Raw genomic sequence first — 12,008 nt, 5'->3', positions numbered from 1 at the left:
TGTTAAGCCTAAAATATAGGCTTAACTCGGAGAACAAAATGAAAAAGATTTTTGCTATTGCAGCGCTAAGCCTGCCTTTGTTGAGCCACTTTCCAGCTTTTGCTGGAGCGTCTGATGAACTAAAAGTTAAGTTGACTGAGGTCAATAGCTTAAAAGCTAACTTCACTCAGACTGTTACCGACATCAACGATAAAGTGATTCAAAGGGGTGAGGGGGTATTTGCTTTGTCTCACCCCAATCAATTTTATTGGCATTTAACCGCACCTGACGAGTCTTTAATTGTTGCAGACGGTACTGACGTTTGGATTTATAACCCATTTGCAGAAGAAGTTTCTGTTATGGACCTAAATCAGGCTATCAATGCATCTCCCATAGCCTTGTTAGTGCACTCTGACGATGCGACCTGGTCACAATACAATGTTATTCAACACCAAAACTGTTTTGATATCAGCCCTAAAGATAAAGACAGCGGTGTATCTGAAGTGCAAGTTTGCTTTAAGGATAAGCAGTTAACTAAAATGGTACTCAAGGATCAACAGGGCAATATCAGTGACTTTACACTGACCAATCAAAGTGTCATTGCCGGTAAAGACCAAGCACTGTTTGAGTTCATCGTACCTGACGATGTAGATATCGACGATCAACGTCTTAAATCGACTAATTAAGAGAAGTTCGTGTCCAGTTTCAGTTTTGATTTTGCACCAGACTTTAGACCGTTAGCCGCAAGAATGCGGCCTGAACGGCTAGAGCAATATATTGGCCAGTCACATCTGTTAGGTGAGGGCAAGCCTCTGCGCCAAGCGCTTGAAGCAGGTCGGGCGCATTCGATGATGTTCTGGGGACCACCAGGCACAGGTAAAACAACCCTGGCCGAGTTAGTCGCACATTATGCCAATGCACATGTAGAACGCATTTCTGCGGTTAGCTCGGGGGTTAAAGAGATCCGTAGTGCCATTGAGCATGCCAAGAGCGTAGCGCAGTCGCGAGGGCAACGTACCTTACTGTTTGTTGATGAGGTACATCGCTTCAATAAGAGCCAGCAAGACGCCTTCTTACCCTTCATTGAAGATGGTACGGTGATATTTGTTGGTGCCACGACTGAAAACCCATCCTTTGAGATCAATAATGCATTGTTATCTAGGGCGCGGGTATACCTTATTAAGCAGTTAGCGCCCGATGAGATAGGCCAAATTGTTCAGCAAGCGCTTGAGGATGAAGAAAGAGGGCTTGGAAAACGTCATTTACTCATGCCTCCAGATGTTTCGTTAAAGTTGGCTCAAATCTGTGATGGTGACGCGCGGAAAGCGTTAAACCTGATTGAGCTAATGAGCGATATGCTTAAAGATGGCGAAGCATTTACCGAAGAGATGATCATCGCAGTTGCAGGTCAACAGCTTGCTGGATTCGATAAAAATGGTGATCAATATTACGATCTGATTTCAGCGGTTCATAAATCAATTCGTGGCTCGGCTCCTGATGCGGCGCTATATTGGTTTTGTCGGATGTTAGAAGGCGGCTGCGATCCTCTTTATATTGCACGTCGCCTGTTAGCGATTGCATCTGAAGATATTGGTAATGCTGATCCTATGGCGATGACAGTCGCCATTAACGCGTGGGAGTGTTTTCATCGGGTTGGGCCATCTGAAGGTGAGCGAGCAATCGCACAAGCTGTATTATATCTTGCTAGTGCACCTAAAAGTAATGCGGTCTATACTGCTTTTGCAGCTGCACGTCAGTTAGCGCGTGAAACGGGTCATGAGCCGGTACCTGAACATTTACGTAATGCACCGACACAACTGATGAAAGATATTGGATACGGCGAGGGCTATCGTTATGCTCACGATGAACCAAATGCGTACGCCAGTGGCGAGAAATACCTTCCGGCCTCGATAGTTGAACATCGTTTTTATTATCCTACCGAGCGTGGATTTGAAAAGCGGATTAAAGATAAGCTATCTCAATTACAGCAGTTAGATGAACAGAGTGAGGTGAAAAGATATGAATAATGTACTTTTTATCGCCTTGGGTGGATCAATTGGCGCTGTTTTACGCTATCTTATCTCATTATTGATGCTTCAGGTATTTGGTAGTGGATTTCCTTTTGGTACACTGGTCGTTAATATTTTAGGTTCGTTTTTAATGGGTGTTGTTTTTGCACTCGGAGAAGTTAGCGAACTTAGCCCAGGGATAAAAGCGTTCATTGGGGTCGGCCTGTTAGGAGCCCTAACCACGTTTTCCACTTTTTCCAATGAGTCTTTGCTTTTGATGCAAGAAGGTTTATTGGTTAAAGCCATATTGAATGTTGTTGTTAACGTATGCGTTTGTATTTTCGTCGTATATCTAGGACAGCAATTGGTGTTTTCTCGTTTTTAACTATTAAGATAATAAAATATGTTAGATCCAAAATTTTTACGTAATGAATTAGAAGTGACCGCAGAGCGTTTAGCGACTCGCGGATTTATTTTAGATGTTGAGCGCCTAGGCAAGCTTGAAGACAAGCGTAAGTCACTACAGGTTGCTACCGAAGAATTACAAGCATCACGTAACGCTATCTCTAAATCGATTGGTCAAGCTAAAGCTAAAGGCGAAGATGTTGCACCAATCATGGCTCAAGTGGGTTCACTAGGTGAAGAGCTTGATGCTAAGAAAGTTGAGCTTGCATCTTTACTCGACGAGCTAAACTCTATCGCAATGAGCGTTCCTAACCTACCTGATGAGTCTGCACCTATTGGAGCGGATGAGTCTGAAAATGTTGAAGTTCGCCGTTGGGGCACGCCTAAAGAGTTTGATTTTGACGTTAAAGATCATGTAGAGCTTGGTGAGAATATTGGCGGTTTAGACTTTAAGAATGCCGTTAAGATCACCGGTTCACGCTTTATCGTTATGAAAGGCCAAATCGCTCGCATGCACCGCGCACTAGCACAGTTCATGTTGGATCTGCACACTACTGAACATGGTTATACTGAAGCTTATGTGCCTTTACTGGTGAATGAAGACAGCTTATTGGGTACCGGTCAGCTACCGAAATTTGGTGAAGATCTATTTCACACCAAACCAGCAACAGAAGAAGGTCAGGGCCTAAGCCTTATTCCAACGGCAGAAGTTCCGCTAACTAACTTAGTTCGCGATACCATTGTTGATGAAGAAGAGTTACCGATTAAGCTTACGGCACATACACCTTGCTTCAGAAGTGAAGCGGGTTCATACGGTCGTGATACACGTGGTTTGATCCGTCAGCATCAGTTTGACAAAGTTGAGCTAGTACAACTTGTAAAGCCAGAAGATTCTATGCAGGCATTAGAAGAGCTAACCGCTCACGCTGAAACTGTGCTGCAAAAGTTAGGTCTACCGTACCGTACTGTTGTGCTTTGTACTGGTGACATGGGCTTTGGTTCAAGCAAGACTTTTGATATTGAAGTTTGGTTACCTGCACAGAACACCTTTAGAGAGATCTCATCTTGCAGTAACATGCAAGATTTCCAGGCACGTCGTATGCAGGCTCGCTTTAAGGCTAAAACTGATAAGAAGCCAAGCTTACTTCATACCCTAAACGGTTCAGGCTTAGCAGTAGGTCGTACTTTGGTAGCGGTTATAGAAAACTACCAAAATGCAGATGGTTCTATCACTGTGCCAGAAGTATTACGTGGTTATATGGGCGGCTTAGAAAAGATTGGTTAATACCAAGCGCCATTAACCGTAAAAGCCTTCATTTATTTGAAGGCTTTTTTGTTTGTGGCAATGTACGCACCGTCTTACAGTATTGTGATTAATTCGGAAAAATTTTAAGAAATACGTATATTTACTCCCCTTCGACTGATGAAAGCTAAGCGATAGCGCAAATTTTACTAATAGTCGCAGATCTCGCTTTGTGCTACTTAGCTTCAATGTTATAAATACACGCGAAAACCCTACACTTCTAATATTTAGGAAAGCCGTCATGATATTTTCCCAGGTTGAACTGGCCCCAGCTGATCCCATTTTAGGTCTAACAGATGCATTCAAAGCAGATGCTCGCGAAAACAAAGTGAATTTAGGCGTTGGCATTTATAAAGACGAATCAGGCCAGACACCTATCCTAAAGTCAGTAAAATTTGCAGAAGAAAAGCTATTAGGAACTGAGAAAAGTAAAAGCTACCTCGGTATGGAAGGCGTTCAAGCGTACAACCATGCCGTTCAAGGCTTACTATTTGGTACTGAACATGATGTAGTATCACAGCAACGCGCATTAACGGCGCAGGCACCAGGTGGTACGGGCTCCTTACGCGTTGCGGCAGAATTTATTGTTCGTCACACGTCATCAAAAACTATCTGGATCAGTAATCCTACATGGGCCAACCATAATAATATTTTTGCTACTGCGGGCCTACAAATTGCTGAGTACCGCTATTACAAGGCTGAAACTCATGGTCTAGATTTCGAGGCTATGCTGACAGATCTTCAGGGCGCTAAGGCTGGCGATCTTGTCTTACTTCACGGCTGCTGTCACAACCCAACGGGTATCGACTTAAACCTTGACCAATGGCAGCAAGTTGCTGATCTGTGTTTAGAGAAGTCGTTAGTTCCGCTTTTTGATTTTGCTTACCAAGGTTTTGGTGCTGGTGTTGAAGAAGATGCTCAAGGTCTTCGTATTGTTGCTAATACGGTTCCTGAGTTAATCGTTGCCAATTCATTTTCAAAAAACTTTGGCCTATATAACGAACGTATTGGCGCAGTAACGGTTGTTGCTTGTAATAGCGGCGAAGCAGTGAACGCATTCAGCCAAATTAAGAGCACTATCCGTGCATCATATTCGAATCCTCCAGCACACGGCGCGCTGATCGTTAGTACTATTTTGGCTGATGACACACTTAAGCAATTATGGCACGACGAACTAAAAGAGATGCGCGAACGTATTGCAGAAATGCGTACGCTGTTTGTAGAGTCATTAAAAGCGGCTGGTGTTGAGCAAAATTTTGATTTTATCTCTCGCCAAAACGGTATGTTCAGCTTTTCAGGTCTTAATAAAGACCAAGTTAATCGCTTAAAAGAAGAGTTTGGCGTTTACATTGTGGGTTCTGGGCGTATTAGTGTTGCAGGCATGACTAAAAACAATATGCCGGTCATCTGTGAAGCTATTGCTAAGGTTCTTTAATCTAGTGATGATACGATTACATCGTTGAAGATAAGATCAGCCTAGTTATCAGAAGCTTAACATGCGCGTCAGTGACACACTACGCGCATTTTTTATGCTTATCTTTTAACAATCAGTATAAAGTTCTCCTCGCTTAGCAAGAGTTTAGTACTTTCAAACCAGGAACATCAATAGCTCCTGTGTTATACCAATCGCATTAAGTATTTAATCAATTCAGAAGCGCTCAAGCTGTTCAATTGAAGGCCTATGGACGACAGAATGGTTATTCCCTTGTGAGTCGGTGCAAAGCATTACTCTAATCTTATAATTTATATCCATATAGTCGTGCATTAATAACATTGGCAGCTTATAAAAGCTTTAAAGCATTAAAACTGGGCTTTAGCAGTGTTATTGGCCTTCCTACTACGGCGTTGAATAACACCTCAAGGGAAATTCTACTTTTTGATTCATTCGTTTAGTTTTAGTTGGTCAAACACACTCTGAATAGAAAGCTTTCTTAATGCAAATTAGTATCAATTGAGGTTTATCAGGCTAATAAACCTCTTGCTGCCGAGCATAAAGTCAATTTAGTTGTTATTGCAAAAGTGGTGATAGTGATATTAAAACGGCACGAGTTAATACTTAATTACTCTTTCTTTTCAAAGTAGGGATAAATATGCCCAGGAATTAACTTATGGTAGAGCACTGCTAATACCACAATTCCTAAGGTGCCAATTAAGATGGGATGCAGTAAAAAAGTCCAACTTGTATGGCCTCCAAGCATAATAAGCAAAGGGTTTCCCCCTGCGGGTGGATGGGTAACATCAAAAAGTAACATGAAAAATAGGCCAAGTCCCACAGCTAAACCAAGTGTTAAAGATGTGATAGGGAGATAGTTCACAAAGATAAGCCCAACCGTTGCAGTAATAATATGGCCCAATATGACATTTTTAGGTTGTGCTAATGGACTGCGGTGCACCCCAAAAATAAGCACCATAGTCGCCCCAAAAGGTGCAATTAAAACATAGGGAGAGTCAATTTCAGTATCAATTGCCGCTAGAGTCCATATACAAAGTGTCGCGCCTATTGCTGAAATAGTCGCTGTAACTAATTTATTATCTTTAATAAGTGAGGTGAGAGATGTTTTCATCGTGACAACTGGCCATTGCTTATCGATATCTGTAACTATTCAGTCTGGCTAGAGGAACCTAATAGGTCAAGTAATGGAACAGTGAAGGGCTGAGTTGCCAAATGCAGATAATAACGTGTGTTGTAATGACGGAATTCAAATATTGTATTACTAAATAGAAACTTACTGACCTGGGTTTACGGCCTTTCTAATACGATGTTTAAGTTAATTATATCAAACAATAATCCATCGCATTTTGTTAGCAACCCATAAAAAAGCGCTTGGCTGATTCCTCGTTAATCCATGGTCAACTCTTGAGTGGTTCTTGACTATGTTGTCATTACCTTAAAATCGTGACCAACCATTAAAGACAGTGCATCTGCTAACGCTCGTTTATCGTGTAAACCAATATGGTGTGAACTACGCAGCGGATAATAACTAATATTACCTTCCTGGTAAGCACTGTCAGCGTTGCACAGCACTTGATCGATAATCTTTAGCCCCAATACTTGATGGCACCAATCGATTTTGTGGCTCAAGCTGCAATTAGCAATGGGAGACGGCTCATCGGTGAGATTATCAATTAAAATCACTTCAGCCTTTGATTGTGCGAGTGCATTGGCTATTTTGGGGAGTAATAGTGGTGGCATAATACTCGTTAAAAAACTACCTGGACCTAAAATAATCAGCTCGGCCTCTCGAATGGCTTCACAAGCTTCGCATGTTGCCTGAACTTGTGGATCGAGTGACAAGGCGATGGGAGTATCTTGCATTCTATCAACATCGGTTTCACCAAAAACACTTGTCCCACAGGCTTGTAGTGCCACTAAGTGAGTAGGCTCTTCTGACATGGGGATTAGGCGAGTGTCGATATTAAGAAAGTTACGCACCAAGTTGACAGCGTCTAGCGGCCGTACACAAAGTTCATCCAGTGCCATAAGCATTAAATTGCCAAGGTTGTGACCTGACAACTCATTATCGCCACTAAAGCGATATTCAAACATTAACGAGCCGACAGAAGGGCGCTTGGCAAGTTGAGTTAAACAGTTACGTAAATCTCCCCAAGCAATGCAGTCTTGCTCTGCTCTTAACCGTCCCGTAGAACCACCGTTATCGGTCGTCGTAACAATACCGGTAAGCCTAGGGCCTAAGAATGAAAGTGCAGATAAAACTTGTCCTAAGCCATGCCCGCCACCTATGGCTACCACATGTTTGTATTGATTAAGCCCATTTTGTTTCATTTTTGGGGTCTCCTTCCTGAATACCCAAAGCAATATAAAAGACTGCAGAATTATAACTGAGATAACAAAATTATTCGCGATGTATTCTCAGCTAAAGCTAGCATATAATGGCCGTAATTAAGCAAAGTATTAAGCGTTTGATAAAGGAAAATGAGTGAAAACAGGTAAAGTCGGATTGTTTACCCTAGCATTAGGGCTTGTGATAGCGCTAATTCTACTGGTTAGATTAATATTAGTTCCCGTGAGTGAAGAGCAAACACAATCATTAGGAAAAGCAGTTAAAAACGCAGAAACTGCTAGCTTAGTGCCGGATTTTGCAGCCATCAAAGATGTTAGCGAGAAAAAAAAGGCCTTCTTTGCCTTTCTTAAGCCTTCGATCAAACATCAAAATGCCATCATTCTAGATGAGCGCAACTTTCTTATTGGTATTCGTAATCAAATCGTTAATGACAAAGCGCTTACCGAAGCCGATGAGTTTAGACTGCAGCAGATCTCTGAAAAGTATCAATATACCTTTAGAAGTCTCAATATTGGCAATATAGATACCTTATTAGTTCGTGTTGATGTCATTCCACAAGAGATGGTACTTATTCAAGCTGCGAACGAAACTGGTTGGGGCAGTTCGCGTTTTGCTCGAGAAGGGCTTAACTTCTTCGGTCAATGGTGTTTTAGAAAAGGTTGCGGACTGGTGCCACAATCTAGAACTGAAGGCCTGTCTCATGAAGTCGCACTATTTAAAACAGTTGAAGATTCAGTGGCTTCTTATATGCGTAACTTGAATTCGAATGCTGCTTATTCTTTGTTGCGATCAATTCGTGCAGATTTACGTGCTCAAGACAAAAATCCAGAAGCACAAGACCTTGTTTATGGTTTAATTAATTACTCTGAACGTCAAGAAGCTTATATTGATGAGTTACTTGAAATGTTACGCCAAAACCAACGATTTTTAGTGGATAACAATGAAAAAACAACTGCTGTTTAGCTGTATCTTATTAGGACTTGCATCTGCAAGTCAGGCTGCGCCGATCTCACTTGAGTATCAAAGCTTTTACCAACGCCTTAAGCAAGTTAATAAAGGGAATTACCAATTAGTTGAACTGGCATTTTCTGTATCAAAGGCGAATGGCTGCAAAGTTAACAGTGGCACTATAACGACTGAAAACGATTCTTTTCCGCTGACTATCACTAAAGATCAACGTTTGTTCTTGCCTTATGATGGCCAACTAAAATCTGATCGCGCGCTAATTAATTTAGACGTTGAAGGTGATGCCAAGTCTTGTGCTATTGCCATGCAGGTTAGAGCTAAAAACACAAAAAAAGCCTATAGCCAAGAAGAGCTTAAACAGATTGCAGCAGAGATGAATGCATTGTTGAGTCAGATGCAAGGTTTTCCAATGCGCTTATTTGCATCCGATATAGCGGGTCTAAATCTTGAATTTGATGGTGATGCAAGTTTAATCATTGATGGAAAAGTGATCCCTGTTACGGGGACTTATCGTCTTGTGATGAGTGACTTAGATAAACTGACAACGCTAGAATCTTCAGTAGCACCTAAGGTCATTAGTCCCTGGACCGCGAAGTAATAGGCATGTATATAAGCTAATGAAACTCAGTCATCGAGGGCATCTAGCTGCATCATCTAAGTCATAAGCATACAAAAAGCCCTGCATTGCAGGGCTTTTTGTATGGGCTTTTTATGCCAGTATTAACTAATCAGGCGTATAGGTGCTGACCACATCAATACGGGCCGCTTTATCTAAATTGATGTGGCCATTGTTGGCTACATCAACAAAGTCAAAGGCGGGTAGATCAGACTCAGCCACATCACCACGCATAGGTGCATCTGGATCTCGAGTCAATGACAAGAAATCGAACTGCTCTCTATCGACACCTTGAGACGGCGCAGTATTTTGCATCGCAGTGAAGATTGTTTCAATACGGCCTGGATGTTCACTATCCCACTGGACTAACATCTCCTTTACTGCCGCACGCTTTAAGTTTTCTTGTGAACCACAAAGGTTACAAGGAATAATTGGGAAGTTTTTAAGTTCAGCATATTCAGCGATATCTTTTTCACGGCAATAAGCTAATGGGCGGATCACCATATTGGCGCCATCATCTGACAACAACTTTGGTGGCATCGCTTTCATTTTGCCAGCAAAGAACATGTTTAGGAACATGGTTTCAATGATGTCATCTCTGTGATGGCCAAGGGCGATCTTGGTCGCGCCAATTTTCTGTGCAAAGCCATAAAGCGTACCGCGGCGTAGACGAGAGCACAGAGAGCAGGTGGTTTTACCTTCTGGGATCTTATCCTTAACGATAGAGTAAGTGTCTTTTTCCAGAATATGGTAAGCAACGCCTAAAGTATCAAGATACGCTGGTAAAATGTCTTCAGGAAAGCCAGGTTGCTTCTGATCTAAATTAACCGCTACGATTTCGAATTTAATAGGTGCGCGTTGCTGAAGATTCAACAAGATATCAAGCATGGCATAACTATCCTTGCCACCAGATAGGCAACACATAACGCGGTCACCTTCTTCAATCATGTTGTAATCACCAATAGCACGGCCAACTTCACTGCGTAAACGCTTTTGCAATTTTGACATGCGGGTGACTTGTTTTGGAGTTAATTCTTCGGACATAAAAAAACGCGCCTAGTACACAAATGTTCAGGGCGCGTATTATTCCAGCTTAAAGGCTTTTGGTAAAGCTTAGAAAGCGGTTATACCTCTTCTAATGGTGATTTATAACCATTAGGCTTTATCGCAAGTAGATCGCAGTTGATGCTATCAATAACATGCTCTGCAGTATTACCGATTAAGGCTGCTGAAAGTCCAGTTCGGCCAACGGTACCTAATATCACAAGTTCTGCATCTAAAGAGGCTGCCATGTCAGGGATAACATCTTCTGGGAGACCTTCTTTAACGTGGCAAAAATCGGGTGAGATCCCATAAGCATTAGCAAGGTAACTGATGCGTTCCTCATGCTGTAACTTTATGGTTTCACTATAGGTATGAGCATCAAAGTCGGGGAGTTCGATAGCCAAGTTAACAGGGGTGCCAGGATAACCATTAACTAAATGCACTTGAGCGCTAAACTGCTGAGCGAGCTTTTTCGCGTGAGAGATAATCTTACCATTGAGTGATTCGTTAGCATCTTCTTCAGAGCTGACATTAACCGCACAAATAATTTTACCAGCTACAGGCCAATCATGCGTTTTTACAAGTAGCACTGGAATAGGGGCTTTACGCAACAAGTGCCAATCTGTCGGGGTGAAAATGACTGATTTTAACTTGTCATGTTCATGGGTGCCTTTGACAATAAGATCATACTCACCATCAATAGCGTGTTTAATGATGCTTTCGAACGGGCGGTTGTGCCAAATAACATCTAAATTTATGGTTAAACCGTCTTTACGATAGGGTTTAACCACATCTTCAAGCCACGCTTTACGTTGATTAACCACGCCTTCACGCATTGACTCTCGCTCTTGACCTGAAAGAATAGAGGTCATTTCATAAGAAAAGTCAAAAATGGATAAAAATACAGTTATTACGGCTTGATTATCACAAGCAAGTTCAACAGCTCTGGCTAGAGCCGTCTGTTTATCTGTCGTAGGGTCGACAACCACAAGGAGTTTTTTATAGTCCATCATAACTTTTTCCTTATCTAATATCGTCTAGTTTTATCTTGCATCAATAGGATGATTTCGTATTGTTCTAGATCAAGTGATAACCTAAAAGTTCTACCTTGCAATATTACTGTTACCAGATAGTTCGCTCAAGGCATCTATATCAAGTATTGTAATATATTTACCTTTAACTTCAATTAGTTCTGCTTTCTGAAAGCGGCCAAGCAGACGGCTGATGGTTTCAACAGTTAACCCTAGATAGTTACCAATATCACCGCGAGTCATGGTTAATCTAAACTCTCTTGGTGAGAACCCTCGGCTGCCAAAGCGTTTAGCTAAGTTACTGATAAAAGCTGCGAGTCGTTCTTCTGCATTCTTTTTGCTCAGTAATAAAATCATCTCTTGATCGCTTTGAATTTCGTTACTCATTAAGCGCATGATCTGCTGTCTAAGCTTAGGCATTTTACCTGTAAGTTCATCGAGGGTCGTGTAGGGGATTTCACACACCATCGACGTTTCAAGCGCTTGAGCAAAGCTTTGATGAAATTGTGAATGAATTCCGTCAAAACCGATAACGTCACCCGCTAGATGAAAGCCCGTGATCTGTTCATCGCCTTGTTCGGTGATGGTATAACTTTTAATTGTGCCAGAGCGAATAGCAAATAAAGACTTTAATGGATCACCTGATTTAAAAATTGGCTCACCTTTTTGAATCGGCTTCTTGCGCTCAATAATTTCGTCAAGTTGATCTAACTCAGTCGAGTTTAGTGTAAACGGAATACATAGCGTACCCATGCTGCAATCATGACAATGAATCGCACATCCAGAAGCCATTTGGCGACGATTTTTGTTGTTATCTGTTGGCATTGTCTCTCTCAATTTTGACTATTCATC

The 12,008-nt window shown here is 41.8% G+C and carries 12 protein-coding genes; 7 read left to right on the top strand and 5 right to left on the bottom strand.

What is annotated here, in order from left to right; all coding sequences use genetic code 11:
* Positions 1 to 38 precede the first annotated feature (38 nt).
* From lolA to ACVBIK_RS04060, 5 genes are all read left to right on the top strand, one after another.
* Complete coding sequence (gene lolA, locus ACVBIK_RS04080) at positions 39 to 665, top strand: outer membrane lipoprotein chaperone LolA (protein ID WP_447169165.1); 627 nt, start codon at positions 39 to 41, stop codon at positions 663 to 665.
* Positions 666 to 674: 9 nt separating this feature from the next.
* On the top strand, positions 675 to 2,006 hold the full coding sequence (locus ACVBIK_RS04075; protein ID WP_447159217.1) for a replication-associated recombination protein A: 1,332 nt from the start codon (positions 675 to 677) through the stop codon (positions 2,004 to 2,006).
* Positions 1,999 to 2,373, top strand: coding sequence for a fluoride efflux transporter CrcB (gene crcB / locus ACVBIK_RS04070; protein ID WP_447169164.1), 375 nt, complete (start codon positions 1,999 to 2,001; stop codon positions 2,371 to 2,373). The genes ACVBIK_RS04075 and crcB overlap by 8 nt, the downstream gene beginning before the upstream one ends.
* Before the next feature lie 18 nt (positions 2,374 to 2,391).
* Positions 2,392 to 3,678, top strand: a complete 1,287-nt coding sequence (serS, locus tag ACVBIK_RS04065; protein WP_447159219.1) for a serine--tRNA ligase — start codon at positions 2,392 to 2,394, stop codon at positions 3,676 to 3,678.
* A 259-nt stretch (positions 3,679 to 3,937) separates the two neighbouring features.
* Positions 3,938 to 5,131 carry an amino acid aminotransferase gene (locus ACVBIK_RS04060; RefSeq protein WP_447162768.1) on the top strand — a complete coding sequence of 398 codons (1,194 nt, stop codon included), beginning with the start codon at positions 3,938 to 3,940 and terminating at the stop codon, positions 5,129 to 5,131.
* 625 nt (positions 5,132 to 5,756) lie between these two features.
* Here ACVBIK_RS04060 and ACVBIK_RS04055 read toward each other — a convergent pair.
* Together ACVBIK_RS04055 and yvcK are read right to left on the bottom strand one after the other, a co-directional pair.
* Positions 5,757 to 6,260 (bottom strand): HPP family protein, encoded by a 504-nt coding sequence (locus ACVBIK_RS04055; protein ID WP_447159221.1) that lies wholly within the window; start codon positions 6,258 to 6,260, stop codon positions 5,757 to 5,759.
* A 308-nt stretch (positions 6,261 to 6,568) separates the two neighbouring features.
* Positions 6,569 to 7,480 carry a uridine diphosphate-N-acetylglucosamine-binding protein YvcK gene (yvcK, locus tag ACVBIK_RS04050; RefSeq protein ID WP_447159222.1) on the bottom strand — a complete coding sequence of 304 codons (912 nt, stop codon included), beginning with the start codon at positions 7,478 to 7,480 and terminating at the stop codon, positions 6,569 to 6,571.
* 154 nt (positions 7,481 to 7,634) lie between these two features.
* Here yvcK and ACVBIK_RS04045 point away from each other — a divergent pair, with 154 nt between their 5' ends.
* Positions 7,635 to 8,462: a glucosaminidase domain-containing protein gene (locus ACVBIK_RS04045; protein ID WP_447159223.1), complete on the top strand. Its 828-nt coding sequence runs from the start codon at positions 7,635 to 7,637 to the stop codon at positions 8,460 to 8,462.
* Positions 8,440 to 9,063 (top strand): DUF2987 domain-containing protein, encoded by a 624-nt coding sequence (locus tag ACVBIK_RS04040; RefSeq protein ID WP_447159224.1) that lies wholly within the window; start codon positions 8,440 to 8,442, stop codon positions 9,061 to 9,063. The genes ACVBIK_RS04045 and ACVBIK_RS04040 overlap by 23 nt, the downstream gene beginning before the upstream one ends.
* Before the next feature lie 126 nt (positions 9,064 to 9,189).
* Here the strand turns inward: ACVBIK_RS04040 and ttcA are convergent, their stop codons facing one another.
* From ttcA to etrA, 3 genes are all read right to left on the bottom strand, one after another.
* Positions 9,190 to 10,125, bottom strand: a complete 936-nt coding sequence (ttcA, locus tag ACVBIK_RS04035) for a tRNA 2-thiocytidine(32) synthetase TtcA (protein ID WP_447159225.1) — start codon at positions 10,123 to 10,125, stop codon at positions 9,190 to 9,192.
* A gap of 80 nt (positions 10,126 to 10,205) precedes the next feature.
* Positions 10,206 to 11,138 (bottom strand): universal stress protein UspE, encoded by a 933-nt coding sequence (gene uspE, locus ACVBIK_RS04030; protein ID WP_447169163.1) that lies wholly within the window; start codon positions 11,136 to 11,138, stop codon positions 10,206 to 10,208.
* 90 nt (positions 11,139 to 11,228) lie between these two features.
* Entirely contained in the window at positions 11,229 to 11,981 is a 753-nt protein-coding gene (etrA, locus tag ACVBIK_RS04025) for an electron transport transcriptional regulator EtrA (RefSeq protein ID WP_447159227.1), read from the bottom strand.
* Between the last annotated feature and the right edge of the window lie 27 nt (positions 11,982 to 12,008).

The organism is Shewanella sp. 125m-1 (genome assembly GCF_052977065.1).
Note: the sequence above shows the minus strand (reverse complement) of the source record. Positions and strands in the feature narration are given on the sequence as shown.